Source organism: Streptomyces sp. NPDC001544 (assembly GCF_042894285.1).
GTDB lineage: Bacteria > Actinomycetota > Actinomycetes > Streptomycetales > Streptomycetaceae > Streptomyces.
On sequence record NZ_JBIAVN010000006.1, the window covers coordinates 17,760 to 42,502 of the forward strand.

20 protein-coding genes are annotated in these 24,743 nt (G+C 73.7%); 8 read left to right on the plus strand and 12 right to left on the minus strand.

Features of this window, described 5'->3' with window-relative positions:
* Positions 1 to 11: 11 nt before the first annotated feature.
* Genes ACFY0F_RS17285 through ACFY0F_RS17295 form a run of 3 tightly spaced genes read right to left on the minus strand, consistent with a single transcriptional unit; the run spans position 12 to position 3,613 of the window.
* Positions 12 to 407: a DUF742 domain-containing protein gene (locus tag ACFY0F_RS17285; RefSeq protein ID WP_388794147.1), complete on the minus strand. Its 396-nt coding sequence runs from the start codon at positions 405 to 407 to the stop codon at positions 12 to 14.
* A 9-nt stretch (positions 408 to 416) separates the two neighbouring features.
* Entirely contained in the window at positions 417 to 851 is a 435-nt protein-coding gene (locus ACFY0F_RS17290; RefSeq protein WP_388794149.1) for a roadblock/LC7 domain-containing protein, read from the minus strand.
* The gene (locus tag ACFY0F_RS17295; protein ID WP_388794151.1) at positions 848 to 3,613 is read right to left on the minus strand and encodes a nitrate- and nitrite sensing domain-containing protein; all 2,766 of its coding nucleotides are present in this window, start codon (positions 3,611 to 3,613) and stop codon (positions 848 to 850) included. Before ACFY0F_RS17295 ends, ACFY0F_RS17290 begins: the two co-directional genes overlap by 4 nt.
* Before the next feature lie 418 nt (positions 3,614 to 4,031).
* Between ACFY0F_RS17295 and ACFY0F_RS17300 the strand changes: the two genes are divergently transcribed.
* Complete coding sequence (locus ACFY0F_RS17300; protein ID WP_388794154.1) at positions 4,032 to 4,583, plus strand: hypothetical protein; 552 nt, start codon at positions 4,032 to 4,034, stop codon at positions 4,581 to 4,583.
* 48 nt (positions 4,584 to 4,631) lie between these two features.
* Here ACFY0F_RS17300 and ACFY0F_RS17305 read toward each other — a convergent pair whose 3' ends face one another.
* The 4 genes from ACFY0F_RS17305 to ACFY0F_RS17320 all read right to left on the minus strand — a co-directional run bounded on the left by ACFY0F_RS17305 (position 4,632) and on the right by ACFY0F_RS17320 (position 12,559).
* Complete coding sequence (locus tag ACFY0F_RS17305; RefSeq protein WP_388794157.1) at positions 4,632 to 9,269, minus strand: hypothetical protein; 4,638 nt, start codon at positions 9,267 to 9,269, stop codon at positions 4,632 to 4,634.
* Positions 9,270 to 9,309: 40 nt separating this feature from the next.
* Positions 9,310 to 10,188 (minus strand): hypothetical protein, encoded by an 879-nt coding sequence (locus ACFY0F_RS17310; protein ID WP_388794160.1) that lies wholly within the window; start codon positions 10,186 to 10,188, stop codon positions 9,310 to 9,312.
* Positions 10,189 to 10,246: 58 nt separating this feature from the next.
* Complete coding sequence (locus ACFY0F_RS17315; protein ID WP_388794163.1) at positions 10,247 to 11,773, minus strand: hypothetical protein; 1,527 nt, start codon at positions 11,771 to 11,773, stop codon at positions 10,247 to 10,249.
* Positions 11,774 to 11,863: 90 nt separating this feature from the next.
* Entirely contained in the window at positions 11,864 to 12,559 is a 696-nt protein-coding gene (locus ACFY0F_RS17320; RefSeq protein ID WP_388794166.1) for a GntR family transcriptional regulator, read from the minus strand.
* Between the two features lie 128 nt (positions 12,560 to 12,687).
* On the opposite strand from ACFY0F_RS17320, the gene ACFY0F_RS17325 reads away from it, so the two are divergent.
* The 5 genes from ACFY0F_RS17325 to ACFY0F_RS17345 all read left to right on the plus strand — a co-directional run bounded on the left by ACFY0F_RS17325 (position 12,688) and on the right by ACFY0F_RS17345 (position 17,140).
* Entirely contained in the window at positions 12,688 to 14,007 is a 1,320-nt protein-coding gene (locus ACFY0F_RS17325; protein ID WP_388794169.1) for an MFS transporter, read from the plus strand.
* Positions 14,004 to 14,834: a putative hydro-lyase gene (locus tag ACFY0F_RS17330; RefSeq protein ID WP_388794172.1), complete on the plus strand. Its 831-nt coding sequence runs from the start codon at positions 14,004 to 14,006 to the stop codon at positions 14,832 to 14,834. Before ACFY0F_RS17325 ends, ACFY0F_RS17330 begins: the two co-directional genes overlap by 4 nt.
* Positions 14,835 to 14,901: 67 nt before the next feature.
* Positions 14,902 to 15,660: a LamB/YcsF family protein gene (locus ACFY0F_RS17335; protein ID WP_388794175.1), complete on the plus strand. Its 759-nt coding sequence runs from the start codon at positions 14,902 to 14,904 to the stop codon at positions 15,658 to 15,660.
* Positions 15,657 to 16,274 (plus strand): allophanate hydrolase subunit 1, encoded by a 618-nt coding sequence (locus ACFY0F_RS17340; protein ID WP_388794178.1) that lies wholly within the window; start codon positions 15,657 to 15,659, stop codon positions 16,272 to 16,274. The genes ACFY0F_RS17335 and ACFY0F_RS17340 overlap by 4 nt, the downstream gene beginning before the upstream one ends.
* The gene (locus ACFY0F_RS17345) at positions 16,271 to 17,140 is read left to right on the plus strand and encodes a biotin-dependent carboxyltransferase family protein (RefSeq protein WP_388794181.1); all 870 of its coding nucleotides are present in this window, start codon (positions 16,271 to 16,273) and stop codon (positions 17,138 to 17,140) included. The genes ACFY0F_RS17340 and ACFY0F_RS17345 overlap by 4 nt, the downstream gene beginning before the upstream one ends.
* Before the next feature lie 28 nt (positions 17,141 to 17,168).
* Here the strand turns inward: ACFY0F_RS17345 and ACFY0F_RS17350 are convergent, their stop codons facing one another.
* The 5 genes from ACFY0F_RS17350 to ACFY0F_RS17370 all read right to left on the minus strand — a co-directional run bounded on the left by ACFY0F_RS17350 (position 17,169) and on the right by ACFY0F_RS17370 (position 22,564).
* Positions 17,169 to 18,005, minus strand: a complete 837-nt coding sequence (locus ACFY0F_RS17350; RefSeq protein ID WP_388794184.1) for an SGNH/GDSL hydrolase family protein — start codon at positions 18,003 to 18,005, stop codon at positions 17,169 to 17,171.
* Positions 18,002 to 19,186, minus strand: coding sequence for a glycosyltransferase (locus tag ACFY0F_RS17355; protein ID WP_388794187.1), 1,185 nt, complete (start codon positions 19,184 to 19,186; stop codon positions 18,002 to 18,004). Before ACFY0F_RS17355 ends, ACFY0F_RS17350 begins: the two co-directional genes overlap by 4 nt.
* On the minus strand, positions 19,183 to 20,313 hold the full coding sequence (locus ACFY0F_RS17360) for a glycosyltransferase family 4 protein (RefSeq protein ID WP_388794190.1): 1,131 nt from the start codon (positions 20,311 to 20,313) through the stop codon (positions 19,183 to 19,185). Before ACFY0F_RS17360 ends, ACFY0F_RS17355 begins: the two co-directional genes overlap by 4 nt.
* A 139-nt stretch (positions 20,314 to 20,452) precedes the next feature.
* Positions 20,453 to 21,871 carry a HEAT repeat domain-containing protein gene (locus ACFY0F_RS17365; protein ID WP_388794193.1) on the minus strand — a complete coding sequence of 473 codons (1,419 nt, stop codon included), beginning with the start codon at positions 21,869 to 21,871 and terminating at the stop codon, positions 20,453 to 20,455.
* A gap of 300 nt (positions 21,872 to 22,171) precedes the next feature.
* Positions 22,172 to 22,564 (minus strand): ankyrin repeat domain-containing protein, encoded by a 393-nt coding sequence (locus ACFY0F_RS17370; RefSeq protein ID WP_388794196.1) that lies wholly within the window; start codon positions 22,562 to 22,564, stop codon positions 22,172 to 22,174.
* Between the two features lie 327 nt (positions 22,565 to 22,891).
* Here ACFY0F_RS17370 and ACFY0F_RS17375 point away from each other — a divergent pair, with 327 nt between their 5' ends.
* Positions 22,892 to 23,086, plus strand: coding sequence for a hypothetical protein (locus ACFY0F_RS17375; protein WP_388794199.1), 195 nt, complete (start codon positions 22,892 to 22,894; stop codon positions 23,084 to 23,086).
* Between the two features lie 49 nt (positions 23,087 to 23,135).
* The gene (locus ACFY0F_RS17380; RefSeq protein WP_388794202.1) at positions 23,136 to 24,716 is read left to right on the plus strand and encodes a hypothetical protein; all 1,581 of its coding nucleotides are present in this window, start codon (positions 23,136 to 23,138) and stop codon (positions 24,714 to 24,716) included.
* The last annotated feature ends 27 nt before the right edge of the window (positions 24,717 to 24,743 follow it).

The following is a 24,743-nucleotide window of genomic DNA, read 5'->3' on the forward strand; positions in this document are numbered from 1 at the left end:
TTCCGCGCCGGTCACAGCGCCCGGAGGCCGTTGATCACGTCGCGCAGAATACTCTCGTCCGGCAGCTCGGCCGGGGGCACCGGCCGGTTGACGTGGACGAGTTCCTCGTTCACGAGATCACCGATGAGGACCCGCACCACCCCGATGGGCAGGTCGAGCTCCGAAGCGAGTTCGGCGACCGACTGCGGCGTCTCGCGACAGAGTTCGACGATGTCCACGTGTTCCGGGGACAGCGTCTGGTCCGCTTCCGGGTCGTCCGCGTGGGGTTCCGTGACGACCACCGCGATCAGGTCGAGGCGGTGCTGGGCCGCACTGGTGGTGCGGCCGCGCGTCATGGCGTACGGGCGGACGACCGGTCCGGCCTCGTCGTCGAACCAGTGGCTTTTCCCTTGACCGTCTCCGCTCATGTCCTTCCACTACCCGCCGGCGGGCAGATCGGTGCGCGGCGCGGTGCCCAGATGCACACCCACCCGCTTGACCAGGAGCGTCATCTCGTACGCGACCTGGCCCACGTCGGAGTCGGCGTCGGAGAGAACGGCGAGGCAGCTGCCGTCGCCCGCGGCCGTCACGAACAGGAAGGCGTCGTCGAGCTCCACGACCGTCTGCCGGACGTTTCCCGCCTCGAAATGCCGGCCGACGCCCTTGGCGAGGCTGTGGAAGCCGGAGGCGACGGCGGCCAGGTGCTCGCTGTCCTCCCTGGTGATGTCCTTGGACACCCCCGTGGCGAGGCCGTCGCCGGAGAGCACGACGGCCTTGCGGATGCTGGCCACCCGGTCGACGAGATCGTCGAGGAGCCAGTTCAGCCCTCCGTTGTTCGTCGCGCTGTGGCCGGTCGCCTTCGGTGCGGTCATCGACCGTCCCCCTTTGTCGTTCCTTGTGCTGTGCCGTTGCGGGCTCCGTCGCCCGCGGCGTTCTCCTCACGGCCGCGCTGCCAGCCGCGCTGGAGCGAGGCCATACGGCTGCGTACCTCGTCGGCGTCACGCTCGGCCGGCTCCGTCCGGGGCTCTGCCCGCCGTGCGGTGTCCTGCCTCAGCTGTGGGGCCAGGCTGGCCTGCCGGACGCGTCTGGGCAGCGGACCGGTGCCAGGCGCGGTGTCCTGGGGGGTGCCGTGCTGCGACGGTTCGTCCGGGGCCGTGGCCGGGGGCTGGGTCCGTTCGCCGACGCGGCCGGCCGGTCCGGTGTCCCGGCGGGCCGCCGCCTCGCCGCGGCGGCGGTTCGGCAGTGGAGCCAGGCCCGCGTCCGGTTCCGGGCGGCGGGGCCCGGAGTCCGGGAACGGCCTCTCGTCCGCGCGGTCGCGTCTGGGCCGCTGTTCGGTGACGGGCCGCCCGTGCGAGCTGACCAGCTTGGGCGTACGACGCCGGGGCAACGGCACCGGGCCGCTGGGGGCGTCGTCGGCGTTCGGCGGGTATGCGGGTCCGGGGGCCTGCGGATAGGGCGCCCCCGACCGGGACCGGGCCTCCTCGTCCGCGCCGGCGAGCGAGCGGCGGGCGCGGAAGAGGCCTCCGCGTTCGCTTCCCTCGTCGGTGAGGGCTCCCGGGTAGCCGTCGAGGGCGTCCAGGTCGACGGGCGCCTCCAGCTCGACCGGACCGTCCAGGAGCGTTGCGGGCACGCCGGGCGGTTGCGCGGGTGCCTGGGTGAGCGCCGGGTTACGGCCCTCCTCGCCGGTGGCCGGCCGCAGCGGCTCGCGGTCGAGGCGGAAACCGAGGCCGTTGGTGTCCGGGACGTCGTCGCTGAGCAGGACGTCGGGGATGAAGACCACGGCAGTGGTGCCGCCGTAGGGCGACGGCTGCAACGAGACCCGGACGTTCTGGCGCTGAGCGAGCCGGCTGACCACGAACAGGCCGAGCCGGTCGGTGTCGGAGAGTTCGAACTCGGGTGTCTCGGCGAGCCGGAGGTTGGCCTCCAGCAGCGCCTCGGGCGCCATGCCGAGGCCTCGGTCGTGGATCTCCAGGGTGAAGCCGTTGGCGACCCGCTCGCCGAGGACCTGGACGGCGGTGTGCGGCGGCGAGAAGACCGTGGCGTTCTCGAGGAGTTCGGCCACCAGGTGGGTGAGGTCGGCGACGGCCGGACCGGTGACCGCGACGCGCGGCAGCCGGCGGACCTCGATGCGCTCGTAGTCCTCGACCTCGGCCACGGCGGCCCGGACGATGTCCATGAGCTGCACGGGCTTGCGCCACTGCCGCGAGGGAGCGGCGCCGGAGAGGATCACCAGGCCCTCGGCGTGCCGGCGCATGCGGGTGGTCAGGTGGTCGAGGCGGAAGAGGTCGGCGAGTTCGTCGGTGTCCTCGGTCCTGCGCTCCATGGTGTCGAGGAGGGTGAGCTGCTTGTGCAGGAGCACCTGGCTGCGGCGGGCGAGGTTGACGAAGACCTCGGCGACTCCGGCACGCAGCTCGGCCTGCTTGACGGCGGCCTCGACGGCGGCGCGCTGCAGCGTGTTGAGCGCCTGGCCGACCTCGCCGATCTCGTTCTTGTCGTACTCCAGGCGCGGAACCTCGGTCTCCACGTCGACCTGCTCACCCGCGGAGAGCCGGCGCATCACACTGGGCAGCCGGACACCGGATGCCTCGTGCGCCTCCAGGCGCAGCTGCCGCAGATCGCGGATGAGCCCGCGGCCGACGCGTACGGACAGGAAGACGGAGAGCAGCAGGGCCACCAGTCCGAGGACGCCCGCGACGGCCGCCTGGACGATCACGCTCACGGACTCCGGGCGGATGCGGTCCTGGTAGCGGTCGCCGACCTGGTCGTCCAGGGTGCGCAGTCCGTCGAGCACCTGGCCGGCGGTGGTGTCCCAGGTCTTGGCGGTGACGCCGTGGGGCGTTCCCGAGCGGTCGGCGATGACGGCCTGTTCGGCCGTGCGCAGCGGCGCGGCGGTGGCGTTCTTCCAGAAGCGGTCGTAGCGCTCGCGTTCCGACGACGGCAGCAGCGGGAGGCTGATGTCGTACAGGAGGTCGCGCTGGGCGACGAGGTCGGACACGTCCCGGGTCTCGTCGTCGGTGAGCTTTCCGACCACCAGGGCGGAGCCGACCAGGGCGTCCTCGCGGGAGAGCAGTTCGCGGGCGCGGGTGATGTTCACGAGCGCGCGGGCCTGCTTGTCCATCTCGACGTTGTCGACGCCGTCGAGGGAGGCCAGCAGGGTGTAGCACGGGTCGATGAGGCGGTTGTAGCGGTCGAGTGCCTGGGCGCGGGTCACCGTGCCCTGCTGGACACCGCTGCGCAGTGAGCCGACGCCCTCGAAGGCGTCCAGGACGGCGGTGAGGTGGTCACGGTCGTCCTGGTCCATTCCGTCGCGGACGTCGGAATCCTGCGCCTCCTCGCGGAACCTTGCGATGGCGGTGTCGGTGGCGGTGCGGGTGCGACGGAGCGCGGAGAGAGCGTCGGACACCCGCGGGTCGGCGAGATAGACCAGGGTCTGGCGGCGTTCCTGCTGCAGGACGCGGACGGTGTCCTCGGCGGGGTAGCCGATGTTCTCCACGACGTGCGTGACGTGGAAGAGCTGGGCCACTTCGCGGCCCGTGAGCACCGTCGCGAAGCCCCAGATGACAGTCAGGGACACCAGCGGCACGAGAAGCAGCGCCACGATCTTCCGGCGGATGGACTTCCCGCGAAAGCGCATGGCCTCCCCCAGCTCGACCCCCGCCGACCGGGGGTGCAAACGTGCGTCAACAAACGGCGCGAGCCTACTACCGCCACACCGTTAACTCGAAGGCGAGTCCGGAAGGTGAACTTCCGCTCTCGCGATGCGAGGTGCCGAGTTGTCCGGGCATTGCGGGAGATTGCCACCGTGATCGAGCTGGCGCGGGAAGTGGGGGGTGGCCGTTCCGGCGGACCGGTTGGCCGGAATTTTTCGGCGGGCGGGAATCTTCGTGACGCTTCGTTCGTCCTTCCCCACGGGAGATGAGTGCGGAATCGGCTGCAGGAGCCGCAACCCGCATCCGGGCGGCGTAAAACAGCGCAAGCCGGGCACGCAGTGGGGAGTTGGTGTCTTCGGACGCCGGAGCGAGCGTGTGCCGGCGGTGGGGAGTGACACGGTGATGGGCACGGCGGAGCGGCGCAAGGCGCCCGAGGACGGTGGGGCGGTACGCCCCGAGAAGCTGAGAGACCCCCAGGTGGCGGAGGGCGGCATGCGGCCGCACGGCTCCCCGGGGAAGTCGACCGGTGATGCGGGCCCGGCCCGGGCGGAAGAGCAGCCCTACTACAGGCCGTTGTGGGTCGAGGAGCCCGCCCGGCGGCGACGGCTGCCCGACCCGGTACGGACGGCGGCCGTCAGGGCGGTGCTCCTCATCTCCGTGACGCTCATTCAGGCCATGGTGGCGTTCCTGTGCACGATGGCCGGGTCCTGGCTGGCGTTCCCCATGGTGATCAGCAGCGTGGCGAGTACGGTCGTGGCCACCTGGGGCGCGGTCGACGTGTGGGTGACCCGCCAGGTGTGGAACCAGCGGGGCGGCGTGGTGTCGGAGCCGAGCAGCACAGCCCGTGCACTGCGGCGTGAGCGGCGCGCCGCCCGACGTGCGGCACAGGCCGTGGAACGCGAGCGGGAGCGGATACGCCGCCGGGGCGGCGCCGGGCAGCTGTCGCACCCTTGAGGCGCGGTGCGCCGCCCGGACGCCGGGGTGCGCTGCGACGCGTGACGGCTATGCGGGCCGTTTGAACATCCGTGTCGCCGTGATCTCGCTGTGCACCGCCTCTCCGGCCTGGGGCTGCTGGGGCAGTCCCGGCCGGAGGTGCTCCTCCACCCTGATGTACTTCAGCCCGGCCCTGAGGTCGGCGTCGTTGCGCAGCCGGATCACCAGCGGGAACTCGGCGAGCGCGGTCGTGTCGAACAGGCCGGTGGTGTAGAGCAGTTGCACGCCGAGCGCGTCGGACACGGCCCGCTGGAGTTCCAGCAGGTACGTGGCGTTGGCACGGCCGATCGGGTTGTCCAGGAACAGCGTGCCCGCGTGCCGGTGCTTGTCCCGCCCCCGGTCGTTCGACCGCAGCGCCGCCATCGTGCAGTACAGGGCGATGGCCGCGGTCAGCAGCTGGCCGCCGGAGAACACGTCGCCCATCTGCCCGACGGGGACGCGCTCGGCACGCAGCACGGCGTCGGGCTTGAGGATCTCCACGGCGACGCCCTTGGGCTGGAGCGCGGCGCCGACTCCGCGCAGCAGCAGGGACATGCCGTCGCGGCGCAGGTCGGAGTTCTTCTTCACGGCGGCCCGGGTCGCCTCGTCGATCACCTCGCCGAGCCGTTCGGTGAGCGTGGCCTGGTCGGGTTCCTCGAAGCGGATGCGCAGGAACTCCTGCCCCGACCACTCGCCGAGTCCGTCGGGCAGGCGGGACAGCCGTTGCGCGGACCGCAGGGTGGCCAGGGCCGACTCCACCAGCCCGCGCAACCGGTCCACGATCGAGTCCCGGTTGCGCTCCAGCTGCTCCAGCTCGTCCGTGAGGACCCGCAGCCGGGGCGCGAAGGCCTGGGCCCACTTCTGGGCGTGCTCGGGCAGCGCCGAGGCGGGCAGCTCGCGGATCTGCTGCCGGGCGGGGGTGCGGACCTGCTCGTAGCGGGTGGAGTTGGCGTGCCGGACCAGGACGTCGGCGGCCTCGCGCACGGCGGCCTCGGCGGCCGACAGGTCGGCGGCGCACCCGCGCAGCGAGCGGCGGGCCTCGGCGGCCGTCTGCCGGGCGTCGTCCAGACTGCCGGGGTAGGGCTCCGGTGCCTCCTGCTCCTCCTCGGCGGTGTGTTCGCGCAGCAGATCGCGGAGCATCGCGGCGATCTCGTCGAAGCCGCCCGCAGCGTCCTCGGCGGCCCGGTGGGCCTCGAGCAGCTCGGTGTGCGCCTCACGGGCCTGGGTCAACGCCTCGGTGCGGGAGGCGAGCTCGGCCGTGGCGGTGCGCAGCAGCGCCTGGGCGTGTTCGGCGTCGCGCGGGAGGAGGTCCTCGGGCAGCTCGGTGTGCGCCTCGCCGTCCTCGGGTGCGTGCCGCTCGGCCTCGCCGCGCAGCCGGCCGAGCTGTTCGCTGGCGCTGGACATACGGGTCTCCAGGAGCTGCACCAGCTCCTCCGCTCGCGCCGCGGCGGCCTGCCGGGAGGGCCCGTCGGAGCCGTCGGGCGACTGCAGCAGCTGCTCCGCGCGCGTACGGACCTTGTTGCTCAGGCGGTCCAGCTCGGCGCGGGTCGCGCTCTCGTCGCTCTCCGCGCGGGCCTGCTCGGCGCGCAGGTCGGCGCCGACGCCGACCTTCTCGTACACCTGGGATGCGGCCCGGTAGGCCTCGCGGAGGGCGGGCAGGGACGACTTGGGCGCGTCCGTGTCCTCCTCCGGTACGTCGTCGGGGGCGCCCGCGATCTCGGAGCGCTCGGCGCGCAGGGCCCGGGCGGTGCGGCGGGCGTCGTCGGCGGCCCGCTGGGCGGCTCGGCGGTCCTCGTCGGCGACCCGGGCACGCTCCAGGCACGCCTGGGCGCGGGTCTCCGACTCGGCGGCCTCGTCGGCGAGTTCACGGAGCTTGACCTGCCAGCCCGCGCGCTCGCGCAGCCGGAAGGCGAGCCCGGCGAGGGCGTCGGCGGCGCGCCGGGCCTTCTGCGCGGCCTCCTGCCGCTCGTCGCGCACCTGCGCGGCCTCGGCGGCGGCTTCGTCCGCCTCGGCCCGCGCGGTGCGCGCCTCCGCCAGCTCGGCCTCGGACTCCTCGGCGAAGGCGCGTGCCTCCTCGGTCGCCCGAGCGAGCTCGGTCAGCCGGCCGGCCGGGCAGCCGGTACGCCAGGAGGCGAGCCGCGCGGCCAGCTCCCGGTCCTTGCCCAGCCGGGCGGCGAGCGCCCGGATCTCCTCGTCCCGCTCGGTCGCCCGCGCACGCAGCGCCTGCCGCTCCTCGTCGGCGGCGTGCTCGTCGTGCATGGCCGGGTTCGGCGGGACGAGGAAGACCTGGGCAGCGCCCCCGGGGGTCGCGTCCTCGGCCGGGGTGGGGGCGAGCAGCGCGGCGGCGGTACCGACGGCGACGGCGGACCGCGGCAGCAGGGCGGCCTCGCCGAGCACCTCGCGGGCACGCGCATGGGTGTCGGGGTCGGTGATGATCACGCCGTCGACCAGCTCCGGGCGGGCGGTGAGCACGCGCGCGTGGTCGGCGGGGTCGACGGCCTGGGCGAGGTAGCGCCAGCCGGGCAGCGCGGGGATGCCGTGTTCACCCAGGTATTCGACGGTGGCGAGGACGTCGGGTCCGGGCGGCAGCAGCCCGCCGTCGCCGAGGGCACCGAGGATCCGGGAGTCGTCGGCGGCGGCGGTGCGCAGCTCGAAGAGGTGTCGCTCGGCGGTGGAGACCGCGTCGTCGAGGAGCTCGCGCAACTCGTCGGCGAAGCGGTCGAGTTCCTCGGGTGTGAGGAAGCCGCCGCCCGGACCGGCCGAGGGGGCGGGGTGGGTGTCGCTGTGGTGCCGGGGCTGGGGGATGCCGGGACGTACGTCGTCGCCCACGAGGCTCAGCAGCTCCGTGAGCCGCTGCTCCGCCGCGAGGGACTCGGCGAGGCGGCGCTCGGCCTCGTAGGAACGCTCGGCCGCGGTCGCCGCGTCCGCCGCGCGGGCCGCCGTCAGCTCGGCGCGGGACTCGGCGGCGGCCGCCTCACGTGCGTGTTCGGTGGCTTTACGGGAGGCTTCGCGCGCCGCGTCCCACGCGGCCACGGCGGTCTTCTCGGCGTCGTTGGCCGCGAGGGCCGCGCGTGCGGGGTCGGCGTCGGGTGCGCTGTCGTCGAGCCATCCCGCGCGCACCGCCTCTGCGGTCTCCTGCTCGACCTCGGTCAGCCGCTGGCGCAGATGCCCGGCCTCGCTGCGGGCTCGCTGGGCCTCGGTGGCGGCGGCGGTCGAGTCGCGGTAGGCGGAGTCGCTGACCTCCTGCAGGGCGGCCGAGCGCTCCTCCTCCTCGTTGGCGAGGTTCTCGGCGCTCTCCGCGGCGGCGTGCAGGGCCCGCACCAGGTCGACGGCGGCCTTGGCGCGGGCGGCGAGCGCGGGGGCCGCGTCCCGTTCGGCCTCCTGGATCGCGGCGGCCACGCGGGCGACGCGGTCGGCGGCGGAGCGGTGGCGCAGCACTGCCTCGGCGGCCTGCCAGGCGGAGTGCAGGGTGCGCGCGTCGGCGAGCTCGCGTTTTTGCGCGGCGGCCGACTTCTCGGCGCCGGCGAGCGCCAGGGAGGCGTGCCGGTAGGCGAGTTCGGCGGCGATCAGCGCGCTGCGCTCGCGGGCGCCCTCGGAATGTGTCACCGCGTACGCGGCGGCTGTCACCCGCTGGGCGAGGTCGGCGGCCCGCACCCGTTCCCGCACGCCCCGCGCGGACAGCCGCCGGGCCAGGTTGCGGGTGCGGCGCTCGGCGCCGGCGTGGATGTCACGCGCGCGTGAGCGGGCGTCGGCGGCCTCGACGATCCGGCCGAGCAGGTCGACGGACCCGGCGGTGAAGTCCCGTTCGGCGATCAGCTCGGCGCGCCGGCCCAGCTTGCTGCCGAAGCCGCTGACCAGGTCGGCGAGTCCGTCGGTGTCGCGGGTGTCGGTGACGGCGCGCAGCAGCAGGTCGGTGAAGTCGGAGTCCTTCTTCACCGCGAACAGGCCGGCCGCCTCGCCCTCGTCGGCGTTCATCTCCCGCTGGTAGCGGAAGAGTTCGGGGTCGAGGCCGAGCTCGCCGAGGTGCTCGATCCACCGGTCGTGGATCTCCTCCCAGTGCACCTCCAGGTGCGGGTACGCCTTGCCCGCCTCGGTGAGGGCGTCCCGGAAGCCCTTCATCGTGCGGCGGCGGCCCTGGGCGCCGGACGCGCCCTCGACGGGCGGCCGTACGGCGGTGGACTCGGCGACGGGGAGGTTGTCGAGGCTCAGTCCGGGGCCGGGCCGGAACGAGTACCAGGCCTCGGCGAACTTGCGCGGGTCGTTGGACACCTGCCGTCCGCGCCACTCGCTGACCTTGCCGACGACGACGCACTCGCCGGTCAGCACGTGCTGCCACTCCAGTGCCACGTGCCCGCAGTCGTCGGCGAGAAGGAACTTGCGCAGCACGCCGGAGCTGGCGCCGCCGAGGGTGTTGCGGTGCCCCGGCAGCATCACGGAGAAGATCAGCTTGAGCAGGACGGACTTGCCGCCGCCGTTCTCCAGGAAGAGCACGCCGGCGGGCGCGGGACGGCGCGGCGGACCGACCGGCTCCTCCGCGAAGAACTCCGCCTGGGTGGGCGCGGGTTCGGGCACCGGGTCGCCCACACCCCGCAGGTCAAGCACGGTGTCGGCATAGCGCGCACCGGCGGGCCCGATCGAGTAGAGGCGGACCCGGGACAGCTCGTACATGGCGGACTCTCGCGTGAATTCTTCGGCAGGTCGGGATGGTTCAGGAGTGGAAGGGCAGTCCGGCGTCGGCCACCAGGTCCAGGTCCTCGGTGTCCTCGGCGGGCAGCAGGCTTGCCGTGCCGTCGGTGACCGGGACCACGCCCAGTTCGAGGAGTTCGGCCATGGCGGCGCTGCCCGCGAGGTCGCGCACCTGGAGCTGGTAGCGGGCGGTCGTGCGGTAGGTGCCGCCGCCCTCGTCGCCCGTGCGCTGCAGGAACCCGGATTCGGTGAGGAACCCCACGGCCTTCGCCACGATGCCCGTGGTCGAGGCGGCCGGCCGGCGCGCGTCCTTGGTGGCGCCGGTCGCGCTGCGCCTGGCCCAGATCCGCCAGGCGGCCTCCAGGCCGGGGGCGTCGGTGACCGGGTCGGTGTTCTCGCCCAGTTCCTCGGCGCGTTCCTCCAGACGTCGGCAGGCCTGCCGGACGAAGGCGTCGACACCGTTGACGGTGACGCGTCCGATATAGCCGTCGTCGGCCAGGTCCTCCGGGCGCGGGAACGCGAGCGCGGCGACGGCGAGATGAGCCAGTCCGTGCAGGAACCTGTCCCCCGAGTCCGCGGACGTGCGACGCGCGTAGTCACCCATGCGGACGGCGAACACCGAGTCCTCGGCGGCCGTCACGGCCATGCCCGCACGGGGGGAGACCTCCAGCACCACGAGTCCGAGTCCGGTGGCGACCGCGTCGGCCAGCCGCGCGAACGGCGGGTCCTCGCGGTAGCGGCGCAGCAGATCGGTGTACTCCTGGTCGCGGGCGGGCTGGAGCCTCGGCTGCAGCCCGAAGGAGACGAGCCGCGCCGCGTCGGCGGCGTCGGCGGGTGTGACGGCGGAGCCCGCCGGCGCGGCGGCAGGCTCGGGCTCACTCCAGTCGACGTGCTCGGTCACGGCTGTCGCTCCTTGTCGATGGCATGCTCACATTCGTACGTACTGCGCGCGGCGGTGTTCACACGGCCTCCGTCCGGTCCGCCGCCATGCCCGCCGCGTCCAACAGGGCGGTGCCGACGATGAGATCGGCCCCGCCGAACTCCGGATCGTCGAGTTCGGTCCCGTCGTCCACGGCGAACAGCAGCTTCTCCTCGCCCTGCCGGTAGGCGGTCCCCACCGGCGGGCTGGCCGCGTGCACCGCCAGCAGCGCCACCAGGTAGGGCAGGTCCGGGTCCTGCCGGCGCGCCTCGGCCAGCAGTCCGGACAGCCGTCGGGGCGCGTCCGCCGGGAGATCCAGCAACCGCGTCGCCGCCGTCAGCTGCTCCTCGCTGAACCGGCTGTCGTCCGGTGTGGCGATCAGGTCGGGTTCCGGCATCTCGGCGCCCAGGTGCTCCCGCTCCACCGGCGGTGTCAGCAGTATGTCGACGAGGTCGACGACCCGGACGGACACCGGTGTGCGCAGACCCGTACCGCGCGCGAAGAAGGCGTCCGTGACCCGGGTCGCCTGCTCCACGGGCAGGGGGAGGACGGGCGCGACGAGGTGTCCGTACAGGTCCAGGCCCGAGGTGGTCAGGGGTGTGGCGAAGGCCTGCCGGTCCTGCTCGGCGCGGAACAGCGGTCCGGCCTCCAGCAGGCGGGACTGCAGTTGGGTGTGCCGCCGGATGCAGTCCTTGACGATGTCGACCAGTTCGGCGGCCCGTCGCTTGTGCCCGGGGTCCTCGGTCTCGTCGCGTGCCTTGCGGATGTTGATGAGGATCGCGTTCTCGTGGCGGTACCGGTCGGCCACATGGTCCAGGGCCTCGGCGATCATGTCGGGCACAGCGCTCAGCCAGTCCACCGCGCGGACGTTGCGCCGGGTCGCCTCCAGGGCGCGGCGCAGGGTCTCCGAGTACTGCACGGTGCGGTACCGGGCCTGCTCGGCGGCGAGCTGGGCGTCGGCGAGGCGGCCGCGGTTGATGAGCACCTCGAGCTTGACCTCGGCGGCGATCTGGGCGCTGGTGACATCGGTGTCGAGGGCGCCGACGAGGACGTTGACGGCCTCGTCGGTCGTGCGCAGGTAGACGGTGCCGCCGGGGCCCGGGACCTCCTCGATCAGCTTGAAGTCGTAGTCACGGCGCACGTATGTGCCGTCCGGCGCGAACGTGCCGTACACCGCGCGGAAGCCGCGGTCGACGCTGCCGACGTTGATCAGGTTCTCCATGACCCAGCGGGCCACCCGCTCGTGCTCGGCGACGGGCCGCTGCGGGGCCTGGGCGGCGATGCGCGGGACGAGCCGGGCCACGATCTGCTCGTGATCGGCGCCGGTGTCGAAGTCCATGTTCAGCGTGACGAGGTCGATGGCCGCGAGGGCCACTTCCGCCATGCCGTACACCGAGTACTCGCCCGCCAGGTTGGCCTTGCGCACGTCGAGGTCGTGCAGCGGCGCGGTGCAGGCGAGCGCGCGCAGCCGCCGGGCCAGCCCCTCGTCGGCGGCCGGACCCGGCGCAGGGCGCGGCCCCGCGCTGAGCTGGGGCGGAACGCTGTCCGTCGATGCAGGCGAAGTCACGGTGCACAGACTAGGTCCTCGGTCTGACAACGACCCAAACGACGCAGATGCCCTCCCCCGTCACCGGGCGCCCTGGCACCACCGACAGGGCTAGCCGTCCTCCCCGACGCGCCGGCGATAGACCTCGACGACCCGTGCGAGTGCGTCGTTGAGGTAGACCGCGAGCAGTTGCTCCGCCTCCCGCTTGTCCCCCGCCCGCAGCGCCTCGAGGATCTGCTGGTTGCGCCCGAGGTACGGCTCGTGCAGGGCACGCGGGTCGTCCACGACGTGGAAGGCCAGCCGCAGTTCGGCGAAGACACTGCGCATCAGCTCGTCGGTGCGGTCGCTCCCGGCGAGGGCCACCAGCTCCCGGTGGAAGTGGATGTTGGCGGTGGCGACGCCCTGCCAGTCGCCTTCGTGCGCGCTCCGCTGCCCCTCCGCGACCGCCTCGGCCAGCCCGCCGAGGGCGTAAGGCGGTTCACCGAGGCTGCGCACGATGGCGCACTCGACGAGGGCGCGGGTGCGGTAGATGTCCTCGACGTCCTCGACGGCCAGGACCCGGACGAACACGCCCCGGTTCAGCTCGTGGACGAGCAGCCGTTCGTGGGTGAGCAGCCGGAACGCCTCGCGCAGCGTGTTGCGGGAGACGCCGAGCGCCCCGCCGATGCTGTCCTCCGACAGCCGGGTGCCGGGCGGGAAGTAGCCCTCGGCGATACGGCTCCTGAGGATGTCCGAGACCCGCTCGGCGGTACTGGTGCGCCCCAGGAGCGCGCGGTCGTCGGCCAGTCCTGTCAGCTGCTCTGCCATGCCTGGAATTCAACCCCAGGCAGAAGAACGAGACAACATGGGTATTGAAGGATCGTTGAACGATCCCCTACGGTACTCGACACCGGTTCGCTTCTCAGCACCCTCCGTCCTCCCTCTGCGAGGTGCCCATGAGCACGACCCCTCCACCACAGTCCGTGACTCCCGGCGTACAGCCGACGCAAGGCGAACGCAGCGCCGAAGACGGCCCGTTGGGCTGGCTGCACGCTCTCGGTCCGCGCGGTCGCCGCGCCTTCGCCGGTGCTTTCGGCGGATATGCCCTGGATTCCTACGACTACTTCACGCTGCCGCTGAGCATGGTGGCGCTGGCGGCGTACTTCGGTCTGGACAGTGGTCAGACGGGCCTGTTCACCACCGTCACGCTGGTGGCCTCCGCGATCGGCGGTGCCGTGGCGGGCGTGGTGGCGGACCGGGTCGGCCGGGTCAGGGCCCTGATGATCACGGTGATCACGTACGCCGTCTTCACCGTGGCCTGCGGCTTCGCGCCCACCTACGAGACGCTGCTGGTCTTCCGGGCCCTGCAGGGCCTCGGCTTCGGCGGCGAGTGGGCGGTCGGAGCGATCCTGGTGGCCGAGTACGCGAGCGCCAGAAACCGGGGACGCACCCTCGGCGCGATCCAGAGCTCATGGGCCGTCGGCTGGGCGCTGGCCGCGGTCGTCTACACGCTGGTCTTCTCCTACGCCGGTGACGACCTGGCCTGGCGCGTGATGTTCTGGACCGGCGCGCTGCCCGCCCTGCTGGTGGTGTGGCTGCGCCGCCGGGTGCACGACGCCCCCGAGGCGACCGCGGCCCGTGAACGCAGCCCGCAGCGCGGGTCGTTCACGGCCATCTTCCGGCCGGGACGGGACGGGGCGCCCGGGCTGCTGCGTACGACGGTCTTCGCGGGCCTGCTGTCCACGGGCGTGCAGGGCGGCTACTACACGCTGGCGACCTGGGTGCCGACGTACCTGAAGAGCGAGCGCGGCCTGTCGGTCGTCGGTACCGGCGGCTATCTGACGTTCCTGATCTCCGGTGCCTTCCTCGGCTACCTGACCGGCGGTTACCTCACCGACCGGCTGGGCCGGCGGCGCAACATCTGGCTCTTCGCGCTGCTGTCGGCCGTCTGCATCCTGGCCTATGCGAACATCCCCAGCGGCGCCAACACCCTCCTGCTGGTGCTCGGTTTCCCGCTCGGCTTCTGCATGTCGGCCATCTTCAGCGGCTTCGGCTCCTACCTGAGCGAGCTGTACCCGACGGCGGTGCGCGGCACCGGGCAGGGCTTCACGTACAACACCGGCCGCGCGGTGGGCGCGGTCTTCCCGACCCTGGTGGGCTTCCTCGCCGACAGTTGGGGTGTGGGCGGCGCGCTGGTCTTCGGCGCGATCGGGTACGGCATCGCGGCGCTGGCCCTGTTCGGGCTGCCGGAGACGCGAGGAACGGAGCTGCAGTGACCACACCGGACCGCATCGAGGACCGCCCCCTGATCCTCGCCGAGGAGCACGCGCACGCGTGGAGCCCGAAGGCGGCGCGGGCCCGCTTCCGCGAGGGCCTAGCGGGCCCGACAGCCGGGGTCGCCGCGGGTCACACCCAGGCCAACCTGATCTCGGTGCCCGCCGACTGGGCCTACGACATGCTGCTCTTCTGCCAGCGCAACCCCAAGCCCTGTCCGGTGCTCGACGTGACGGACGCCGGTTCGTTCACCACCGTCCTCGGCGAGGGCGCGGACCTGCGCACCGACCTGCCGCGCTACCGGGTGTGGCGGGACGGCGAGCTGGTGGACGAGCCGACCGACGTGCTCGCCCACTGGCGCAGCGACCTGGTCTCCTTCCTGATCGGTTGCAGCTTCACCTTCGAGTGGGCACTGGCCGAGGCCGGTGTGCCCATCCGCCATCTCGAGCAGGGGCGCAACGTGCCGATGTACGTCACCGGCCGTCGGTGCCGCCCGGCCGGGCGGCTGCGCGGTCCGATGGTGGTGTCCATGCGCCCGGTTCCGCCGGAGCATCTGACGGCCGCGATCCGGGAGAGCAGCCGGCTCCCGGCCGTGCACGGCAGCCCCGTGCACTGCGGCGATCCGTCGGCACTGGGCATCGACGACCTGGGCCGGCCGGACTTCGGCGATCCGGTGACCGCCGAGCCGGACGACATCCCGGTCTTCTGGGCCTGCGGAGTGACCCCGCAGGCCGCCGTGATGGCCTCCCGGCCGCCGTTCGCCATCACCCACGCGCCGGGACAGATGTTCCTCACCGACGCCCGCGACGAGCAGTACCGCCTGTTCTGACCGCACCGCCTGTTCCTGGCACCGCCTGTTCCGAGCGCACCGACACGAAAGGCACGGAAGAAGACCCATGACCGTGATCGATCTGAACGCCGACCTCGGCGAGGGCTTCGGCCGCTGGCGGCTGACCGATGACGAACGCCTGCTGTCCGTCGTCACCAGCGCCAACGTGGCCTGCGGCTTCCACGCCGGGGACGCGGCCACCATGCGCCGGGTGTGTGAGCTGGCGGCCGAGCGCGGCGTGACGATCGGCGCGCAGGTCTCCTACCGGGACCTGGCGGGCTTCGGGCGGCGCGCGATGGACGTGCCGCCCGCGGAACTCGCGGCCGAGGTCGCGTACCAGATCGGCGCCCTGGAGGTCTTCGCGCGCGCGGCGGGTGCGCGCGTGGCGTACGTGAAGCCGCACGGCGCCCTCTACAACCGGGTGGTGCACGACGAGGAGCAGGCCGCTGCCGTCGTCGACGGGGTGCTCCTCGCGGACGCCACCCTCCCTGTGCTGGGCCTGCCCGGATCCCGGCTGCTGGACCTGGCGGGCAAGGCGGGTCTGCCCGCCGTCACGGAGGCCTTCGCGGACCGCGCGTACACCGAGGAGGGCACACTCGTGCCACGCGGCGGGGACGGTGCGGTGGTCAGCGACCCCGAAGCGGTCGTGGAGCGCTCCGTGGAACTGGCGCGCTACGGCACGGTCACCGCGCACTCCGGCACGCGCATAGAGGTCCGCGCCCGTTCCCTGTGCCTGCACGGGGACACGCCCGGCGCGGTCGAACTGGCCCGCCGGGTGCGCGAGCGGCTGGTCGCCTCCGGGGTGACCGTGGAGGCCTTCGCATGAGGACTGTGCCGGTCGGCGACCGCGGGCTGCTGGTCGAACTCGCCTCGGGCGAGGAGGCCCAGGCGCTGCACGCGGAGCTGCTGCGGCGCCGGGCGGCGGGTCTGCTGTCCGTCCGTGAGATCGTGCCCGCCGCCCGCACGGTGCTCCTCGACGGCCTCGACGACCTGGAGCGCCTGGCCGCCGAGCTGACTGCGGCGGACGTGCCGGCCGCTCCCCCACACGCGCGTGACGTCGTCGAACTCCCGGTCCGCTACGACGGCCCGGACCTCGCCGACGTCGCCGCTCACTGGAGGGTTCCCGAGCACGAGGTGGCGCGCATCCACGCGGCCACCGAGTTCACCGTCGCCTTCTGCGGCTTCGCTCCCGGCTTCGGCTATCTCACCGGGCTGCCGCCGCAGCACGAGGTGCCGCGCCGGACGACCCCGCGCACGTCCGTCCCGGCCGGTGCCGTGGCGCTGGCGGGCCCCTACACGGGTGTGTACCCGCGGTCGTCGCCGGGCGGCTGGCAGCTGATCGGCACGACGGACGCGGTGCTGTGGGACCACGCGCGCGTGCCGGCCGCGCTGCTGTCACCGGGCGCGCGCGTCCGCTTCGTACCGGTGGGGGACGCATGACCGACCGGGCGCTCGTCGTCGTACGGGCCGGGGCGCTGACCACGGTGCAGGACCGGGGGCGGCCCGGGTACGCCCACCTCGGTGTGCCCCGCTCCGGGGCGCTCGACCCGCCCGCGGCGGCGCTCGCCAACCGGCTGGTGGGCAACGCTCCCGACGCCGCCGTGCTGGAGACGACGCTCACCGGCTGCGCCCTGCGCCCGCGTTCGACGGTCGCGGTGGCGGTCACGGGTGCGCCGTGCTCCGTGCGGGTGGGCGGACGACCGGTCGCCTGGGGTGCTCCGGTCGTGGTGCCCGCCGGGCAGGTGCTGGAGGTGGGGACGGCCGAACGGGGAGTGCGCGGCTACGTGGGTGTGTGCGGCGGCATCTGCGTCGAGCCGGTGCTCGGCAGCCGTTCCACGGACCTGCTGTCCGGCCTCGGCCCCGCGCCGCTCGCGGACGGGACGGTTCTGCCGCTGGGAAACCCTTCTCCCGCCCACGCGCGCGTGGACGTCGCCCCGCAGCCGTCCCCGCCCGCCGAGCTCGTCCTGAGGGTCACGCTCGGTCCGCGCGACGACTGGTTCACACCAGGGGCCGTCCGCGACCTCACCGACCGTACGTTCCGGGTGTCGTCGGCGAGCAACCGCATCGGGCTGCGCACGGAGGGACCCGCGCTGGAGCGGGCCCGCCCCGGCGAACTGCCGAGCGAGGGCATGGTCCTGGGCGCGGTCCAGGTCCCGCCCGACGGCCGGCCGGTGGTGTTCCTGGCCGACCACCCGACCACCGGGGGCTACCCGGTGATCGCGGTGGTCCGTGCGGCCGACCTGCCGGCGGCCGCGCAGGCCCTGCCGGGCACTCCGGTCCGCTTCGTCGCCGTACGCCGCCGCTGAGCCGTACGCGGCGCCCGCCGCCGGGGCGTCACGCGGCGTCCGGCCGCTCCACCGCCGACAGGGCGGCGAGCGCCGCGGACACCGCGTGGGCGGCGCGCAGGTCGAGGCGGGCGCTGGTGCCGCGGGCCCGGTGGCGCAGCTCGTCGGCCGCCAACCGCAGCAACTGGGGCAGCAAGTCGGTGCAGCGGCGGGCCACCCAGCCTGTTCCGGCGGTGGCCAGCCACCGCAGGCTCGCCGACCGGGTCGGCGCGGGGCTCGCCGGCTCCGCCGACGGCGCGGGTCCGCTCGCCGTGCCCGACTCCGCGAGGAGCGCGTGGAACCGCACGGCGAGCTGCCGGTGCCCGCGCTCGCCCGGGTGCAGCCGGTCCGCGCTCCACAGCGCGCGGTCGGAGAGCCAGGCGCCGTCCGAGGCGTGCAGATGGACGGCCCCGTACCGATCGGAGAGCGCATGCACCACCGCGTTGACCGCCCGTTGCCGCCGGGCCAGCGCGCCGGGCAGCCCCAGCATCGCGCCGGGGTCCGGCAGACAGGCCGTGAGGACGGTCGCGCCCCGGCCGGTGAAGGCCGCGTAGACCTCGTCCAGCCGGGCGGCCACCGCGTGGATGTCGAACGTGCAGCGCAGGGTGTCGTTGACGCCGATGACGACCGACACCAGATCCGGGCGCAGTGCCAGCCCGGCCGGGGTCTGCCGCTCCAGCACGTCCCTCGTCTGCGACCCGCTGACCGCGAGGTTGGTGAACTCCACCGGTCCCTCGGCGAGCCCGTCGGCCAGCAGCGCGGCCCAGCCGCGCCACACGTCGCCGACGGGGTCGCCCACGCCCTCGGTGAGCGAGTCCCCGAGGGCCACGAAGCGGAGGGGTCTCATGCGACGCCCTCCACGACGCCAGGGCGGGAGGCCGTGGGGCGGGACAGCACCGTCGCGTCGTGAGCCGCCAGGAACGCCTCGACCGCCGCGCCCCATCCGAAGCACTCCGCACGCGCGCGTGCCGCCTCCCGCCGCTGCGGCGCCGAGTGTTCCAGGAGCAGTTCCACGGCGTCCGCGAAGGCCTCCCCGCGGTCGGGTGCCGCGGCCCCCGCGGAGCCTATGACCTCCGGCAGCGCGGACGACGCGCTGACCACCACGGGCGTGCCGCACGCCATGGCCTCCAGGGCGGCGAGCCCGAAGGTCTCGGCGGGCCCGGGTGCCAGGCACACGTCCGCGGAGGCCTGCAGCGCCCCCAGCAGAGCCCGGTCCGACACGTGCCCCAGGAAGGCCACCGGCAACCCGCGTTCCCGCGCCCGCTGTTCCAGGCGACCCCGCAGCGGTCCGTCACCGGCCACCACGAGCACCGCCCGCCGTCCTCGCCGGCGCAGCGCGTCCAGCGCGTCGAGCGCCGTGCCGGGCCGTTTCTCGACGGACAGCCGGGAGCACATCACCAGCAGCGCCTCGCCGGCGCGCGCGTGCCGGGCACGCAGGCCCGGGTCGTGCAGGGAGGGGTGGCGTTCCATCAGGTCCACGCCCAGCGGGGCCCGCACGACGTTGCGGGCGCCGATCCGGACGAACTCCCGCTCGGCGAACTCGGTGGTGCACACGACCCGCGAGTACACGTGCGCGGTACGGATGTTGAGGGCGTCGGCGGCCCGCCGGGAGAGGTCCTCGGGCACGCCCCAGGTGCGCAGCACTCCGTCGGCGGTCTCGTGGGACACCATGACGGCGGGGACCCGGGCCCGCCGGGCCCACTTGCCGGTCCACCGCAGCGTCGTGCGGTCGGACACCTCCAGGCGGTCCGGGGCGAGGCGCTCCAGCAGGGCTGCGACGCGCCGCTTGTCGGTGAGCACGCGGTAACCGCCGGTGCCGGGCAGCAGCGGCCCGGGCAGGGTGATCACGCGGCCCTGCTCGGTCTCCCGGTCGGTGTGGCGCTCGTCGGGGACGACGAGGACGGGTTCGTGGCCCGCCGCCCGGTACCCCCTGCCGAGTTCCCGCAGGGCGGTGCGCAGTCCGCCCGAGGCGGGGGCGACGAAGTTGGCGAGCCGCACGATCCGCAGGGGCTCGGTGCCGGTGCTCATGCCGCCACCGCCGTCCGCCGCGCGGCGAGGACGTCCTCGTAGTGCGCGATCAGCTGGTCGCCGACCGCCGCCCAGGTACGTCCCTCGACCATGGCCCGGCCCGCGGTGCCGTACGCGCTGCGCAGCGCCGGGTCGGTGGCCAGCGCGGCCACCGCCTCCCGTACGGCGTCGGCGTCGCGCGGCGGTACCAGCAGCCCGGTGCTGCCGTGGGCGACCAGGTCGAGCGGGCCGCCCGCGGCGGGCGCGACGACCGGCACACCACTGGCCATGGCCTCCTGGACGGTCTGGCAGAACGTCTCGAAGGGGCCGGTGTGCGCGAAGACGTCCAGCGAGGCGAAGATCCGGGCGAGTTCGTCACCGGTGCGGCGGCCCAGGAAGACGGCGCCCGGCAGGGCCTCGGTCAGCTGCGCCTGGCTGGGCCCGTCGCCCACGACGACGACCCGTACGCCCTCCAGGCCGCAGACCCCGGCCAGGAGTTCGACCTGCTTCTCGGGGGCGAGCCGTCCGACGTAGCCGACGATCAGCTCGCCGTTCGGGGCGATTTCCCGGCGCAGCGCCTCGTCGCGCAGATCTGGCCGGAAACGGACGGTGTCCACACCCCGCGGCCAGAGCCGTACCCGAGGTACGCCGTGCGCCTCCAGGTCGTGCAGGGCGGCGCTGGAGGGGGCGAGGGTGCGGTCGGCGGCGGAGTGGACGGAGCGGATCCGCCGCCAGGCGGCCGCCTCACCCGCGCCCATGTAGGTGCGGGCGTATCCGGCCAGGTCGGTCTGGTAGACGGCGACGGCCGGGACGCCCAGCCGGGCGGCTGCAGCCATGCCGCGGACGCCGAGGACGAAGGGGCTGGCGAGGTGGACCAGGTTGGCGCGGTGCTCGGTGACGGCCGCGGCGAGGCGTCGACTGGGGAGGGCGACGCGGACCTGGGGGTAGCCGGGGAGCGGGAGGGAGGGGACGTGGACGACGGGGCACGGCGCCGCGAGGGCGTCGGCCTTGACACCGGGCGCGGGGGCCGGTGCGACGACGAGCGGAAGGTGACCGCGATCTACGAGGTGCCGGGCGGTCTGGAGCGCGCAGTGGGCCACGCCGTTCACATCGGGGGGAAAGGATTCGGTCACGATGACGACACGCATACCGGTGTTGTCGCCGCGCCGGACGTGGCCGCGTCAACGTGGATCTTTCCGGCCGAGGAACGTCCTGTGAGCGTTGCGCTGCACACCCGAGCGGGTCGGACGGTGTCCACGCCCCCCTGACCCGCGGGTCATCCGGCGTTCACACGGCGGGCCCCTCGGGGGCGATCCGGCTGCGCACGGCGGTCTGGACCTCGGCCTCCTCGGCGGGATCGGCGGCGAGCCGGCGCAGCTGCTCCACCACGCGGGCGTCGCCGGTCTCGGCGTGCCGGGCGGCGAGTTCGCGGGTGGTCTCCTCGCAGTCCCACAGGCATTCGACGGCGAATCCGGCGGGGAAGGAAGGGTCGGTGGCGGCCAGCGCGCGGGCGGCGCGGCCGCGGAGATGGGAGGAGGCCGTCTCGCGGTAGACATGGCGCAGGACGGGTGCCGCGCAAGCGATGCCGAGCCGTCCGGCGCCGTCGACGAGGGTCCACAGGGTCGGCGCGTCCGGGCCCTCGCCCCGTACCGCCTCACGGAGGGCACCCAGCACCAGGTCGCTGTCCCGGGCGCCGCCCCGGCAGGCGAGCATGCGTGCGGCGGCGGCTCCGAGGGCGTCGGGGCGGTGGGCCCACCCGCGTGCGCGGTCGACGGCGGCGACGCTGCGCATCCGCTCGAAGGCGTCCAGGGCCGCCTCCACGACGGGCACCGTGCCGTCGGCGACCGCGGCCTCGATGAGACCGAGGGCGGCGGGGTCGTTGCTGTCGGCGAGGTAGCGCAGGGCGGTGCACCGGGCTCCCTCGGTCCCCTCCCTGGCCGCCTGGACGATCTCCGGCCGGTCCTCGGGACCGGCGACGGCGACCAGGCAGCGGGCGGCGGGGACGTGGAGGGCGGCACCGCGCTCGATCCCCTGCTGGGCCCATTCGAAGACGGCCCGTACGCTCCAGTCCGGGCGGGGCCCGCTGGGCCGCAACTGCCGCTGCCAGCGGTCGAAGCAGCCGGCCTCCTGGGCGGCACGCACGCGGGTGGCGATCGATTCGCGCGGGTCCTCCGCCCACAGCCGCCACGGCCGGGGCTCGAAGGCGTCGCGCACTGCGGCGGCCAGTTCGGCCTCGCCCTCGGGGTCGGTGGCGAACCGCGCCAGGACGGGTGCGGCGAGGGCCCGCAGGGCCGCGTCGTCGTCGCGGAGCGCGAGTTCGTCGAGGGCCCAGGCCCAGTTGGCGCCGCGGGCCGCGTACCTGCGCAGCATTTCGAGTGCGTCCAGCCTGCCGTACGAGGCGAGGTGGCCGAGGACGGCGAGCGCCAGGCCGGTGCGGGACTCGTCGGTGTCGAGGGCGTCCTCGGGGTCGAAGAGGTGGGCCTCGACGGCGTCGAGTTCGCCGTTCAGGTCGAGGTACAGGCGGGCGTAGTAGAGGGAGCGGTTCTCCACCTGCCAGTCGTGGCGGGGATCGCGCAGCACACAGTGGTCCAGGGCCGCGAGCGCCTCGGCGCGCGGGGCGGTGAGCGCGTGCAGCGTGCCGTCGCCGCGGCCCCGCTGGAGCAGGCCGAGCAGCGTACCGCTGGGCGCTATGACCGGATCGAACATGGGAAACAGCCTCACATCAAGCGTCGACGCAACCGGGGAACACGCATTACCTGGCCGCGTGACACAACGTCGGGGCGCCCGCCGTCTCTTGCTTGCTGTAGACCATCTCTCTCTGCCTCTCGTCTGTGGCCCATGCGGACCGCATCACGGCCCGCGTGGTGCGGCAACACCTGCCCAGCCATCGCGTCCGTGAATCACGACGTCATGATGACCCGCGGTTTCCGCTGCCGCGACCGTATTTCCGGCGGCCCTTTACCGCCTCCCCCGTTTTCCGTGTCGTGCCTGGTCAGAATGTTCGGATCAGTGCGCGCCGAACAATTCCAGAAGTTCCCTCTTGCCGAACATACGGGCGGTGTCGACGGCCGACGGAGTCCCCGCTCCGGAGTCGGCGCCGCCTTCCAGAAGAACCTTGATCACATCCGTCTCGCCTTTGAAGACGGCCCCGGCGAGCGGGGTCTGGCCCCGGTCGTTGACCTGGTCGGCCGCCGCACCGCGGGCGAGCAGCGCGCGGACCGTGTCGGCGTGGCCGTGGTAGGCGGCGAGCATGATGAGCGAGTCGCCCCGGTCGTTGGTGAGGTTGGCCGGAACTCCCGCGTCGACGTACGCCGCGAGTTCCTCCGTCCGCCCCTGCCGGGCCAGGTCGAAGATCTTGGTCGCCAGCTCCACGACCTCGGGGTCGGGGGCTTCACTCATCGGCCGGACCGCCTCTCCTTGCGACTTCCGCGCATCGTTCGGGGACTGAGGGAGCGTACGGCAGCACGCGAACCGCCGCCGTACGAGTGAATCGCCAGCGTACTGGTTCCGGGGGGACATGACCCGATCTGCCCGAGGTAGAGATCACCCCGAGAGCATCGGTGCCCCCAGGAGGCACAGAGTCCGGTCCGACTGGCCGCACACCGCTCGACCAGCCGGGCGAAAACCACCGCATTTCACCCAGTTGCACCTTTTATCGTATGGATACATGCTGTGATCCTGGAAGAACTCAGGGTGACTGTCCCCCTCGACACCAGGAGACCTCCAATGATCCTCTCCATCTCAGGCGTCGTCCTGCTCGGCACCGTCGTCTTCCTCTACTTCCGCAAGGACGGGCTCAAGGGCTCCCACGCCTGCGCCTCGGCGCTGTTCGGCTTCTACCTGGCGAACACGGCCATCGCACCGAGCATCAGGGCCGGCGGCGAGAGCCTGGCGAGCCTCCTGGGCGGTCTCAAATTCTGACCGCCCCGACGCCGACCGTCCCGTCCGCACGCATCCTGAGGAGACAGCAGTGGCCCGGCGTCCCCTTCCCCGCATTCTGCGCACCGGCAGCGCACAGATCGCCAGGAGCCGGGAGCTGGCCCGGACGGCGGCCGACAGCGCCACCGACGTCCTCCACCCGTTGATCACCATCACCCGCGGGCTGCGCCGAATGGCCTCGGCCGGCCGGCGCAGGTGGGCCGGAACACCCAAGGACAGGCGCGGGCCGCTGTTGTTCCTGGCGGCCTCTGCGGTCATGGTCGTGACCCTGGTGCCGTACGGGCCGCTGCTCGCCACCGGCACACTGATGGCGGCGGCGGCCTGGCACGGCCGGGACCGGGCTCCGCAGGAGTCCGAAGGGCCCGACGAGTCCCGGACGCAGCGGCTGAGGTCGCTGTACGAGGCCCTGGTGCCGTACTTCTCGACCGCCGAGGACCCCGCTCCGCTGTACGCGCACGGCGGGGACTGGGAGCTGGCCTTCATCGCTCACGAGTTCGACGACGCGGGGCGCGTCGGGCACCTGGTGATCCGGTACCCGGCGTACTTCACGGACGGTGAACCGGAGGCCCGCGCACGGATCGAGGCGCTCCTCGCCGCGAAGGCCGGGCGGGGCCGCGAGTACCACTTCAGGTGGGACGAGGAGGGCAACGAGCTGACCGTCACCGCCCTGGCCCCCCTGCCCGCCGACATCCGCGCCCAGCGGTTCGTCACCGCGCCCGGTGAGACGGTCCTCGGCTTCACCGACCCGGCGGAGGTCCAGCGCACGCTTCCCCTCTCCTACGGCGAGGAACAACTCGACGTCCCTCCCGTGGTGTGGCGCACCGGCCTGCGCTCGACCGAGCCGCACCTGCTGGCCATGGGCCGGCCCGGCAGCGGCACCTCGACCCTGCTCCGGTCCATCGCGCTCCAGGCCCTCCAGTACGGTGACGTGCTCATCGTCGACGGGGGCGGCACCGGCGAGTACGCCTGTCTGACCGGACGCGACGGGGTGCTCGCGGTGGAGTGCGGGCCGACCGGGGCGCTGGCCAGCCTGGAGTGGGCCGCGCACGAGACGGAGCGGCGGCTCGTCGCCGTCAACCGCGCGCGGCAGGCGGGACATCCGCCGCCGGACGACACCAGGCGGCCGCTGTGGATCCTGCTGGACCGGCCGAGCGCCTTCGTCCATCCGACGGCGGACGGGCACAAGGATCCGCAGACGCTGCTCCAGGTGCCGCTGCGGCACGGCCGGGCAGCCCAGGTGACCGTGGTCGTGGCCGAGCAGTTCGACGGTGCGGACGCCTTGAGCGAGGGAGTACGGCAGCACACACGCGCGCGTGTCGTGCTCGGGCCCGCGACGGCGGAGCAGCTCGTCGACGTCCTGGGTGTGCCGCCGCACACGACTCCGCCCGCGCAGGTCCCCCCGGGGCGGGGGTACGCGCGCCTGGGCGACGGCCCGGTGCACCGACTGCAGGTGCCGGCGACACCCGATCCCTACGACGACGCCACCAGCGACGCCGACCGGCAGGCGGTGACGGCGTTGCTGCCGCCGCGGACGACGCCGGCGGACGGCGAGGCGGTGCCGCTGGAGAAGGAGCCTGTGCCCACGGAGGCCATGCTCGCCGAGAGGTCCTGAGCCCCGCTCGCGCCCCGCGCCCCTCTA

Excerpts from the sequence above, each read along its gene's own strand:
- ACFY0F_RS17375 (WP_388794199.1), top strand. The coding sequence starts at position 22,892 with ATGATCCTCTCCATCTCAGGCGTCGTCCTGCTCGGCACCGTCGTCTTC.
- ACFY0F_RS17295 (WP_388794151.1), bottom strand. The coding sequence starts at position 3,613 with ATGCGCTTTCGCGGGAAGTCCATCCGCCGGAAGATCGTGGCGCTGCTT.
- ACFY0F_RS17335 (WP_388794175.1), top strand. The coding sequence starts at position 14,902 with ATGACCGTGATCGATCTGAACGCCGACCTCGGCGAGGGCTTCGGCCGC.
- ACFY0F_RS17365 (WP_388794193.1), bottom strand. The coding sequence starts at position 21,871 with ATGTTCGATCCGGTCATAGCGCCCAGCGGTACGCTGCTCGGCCTGCTC.
- ACFY0F_RS17355 (WP_388794187.1), bottom strand. The coding sequence starts at position 19,186 with ATGAGCACCGGCACCGAGCCCCTGCGGATCGTGCGGCTCGCCAACTTC.
- ACFY0F_RS17300 (WP_388794154.1), top strand. The coding sequence starts at position 4,032 with ATGGGCACGGCGGAGCGGCGCAAGGCGCCCGAGGACGGTGGGGCGGTA.
- ACFY0F_RS17325 (WP_388794169.1), top strand. The coding sequence starts at position 12,688 with ATGAGCACGACCCCTCCACCACAGTCCGTGACTCCCGGCGTACAGCCG.
- ACFY0F_RS17285 (WP_388794147.1), bottom strand. The coding sequence starts at position 407 with ATGAGCGGAGACGGTCAAGGGAAAAGCCACTGGTTCGACGACGAGGCC.
- ACFY0F_RS17340 (WP_388794178.1), top strand. The coding sequence starts at position 15,657 with ATGAGGACTGTGCCGGTCGGCGACCGCGGGCTGCTGGTCGAACTCGCC.
- ACFY0F_RS17345 (WP_388794181.1), top strand. The coding sequence starts at position 16,271 with ATGACCGACCGGGCGCTCGTCGTCGTACGGGCCGGGGCGCTGACCACG.
- ACFY0F_RS17320 (WP_388794166.1), bottom strand. The coding sequence starts at position 12,559 with ATGGCAGAGCAGCTGACAGGACTGGCCGACGACCGCGCGCTCCTGGGG.
- ACFY0F_RS17370 (WP_388794196.1), bottom strand. The coding sequence starts at position 22,564 with ATGAGTGAAGCCCCCGACCCCGAGGTCGTGGAGCTGGCGACCAAGATC.
- ACFY0F_RS17350 (WP_388794184.1), bottom strand. The coding sequence starts at position 18,005 with ATGAGACCCCTCCGCTTCGTGGCCCTCGGGGACTCGCTCACCGAGGGC.
- ACFY0F_RS17305 (WP_388794157.1), bottom strand. The coding sequence starts at position 9,269 with ATGTACGAGCTGTCCCGGGTCCGCCTCTACTCGATCGGGCCCGCCGGT.
- ACFY0F_RS17290 (WP_388794149.1), bottom strand. The coding sequence starts at position 851 with ATGACCGCACCGAAGGCGACCGGCCACAGCGCGACGAACAACGGAGGG.
- ACFY0F_RS17360 (WP_388794190.1), bottom strand. The coding sequence starts at position 20,313 with ATGCGTGTCGTCATCGTGACCGAATCCTTTCCCCCCGATGTGAACGGC.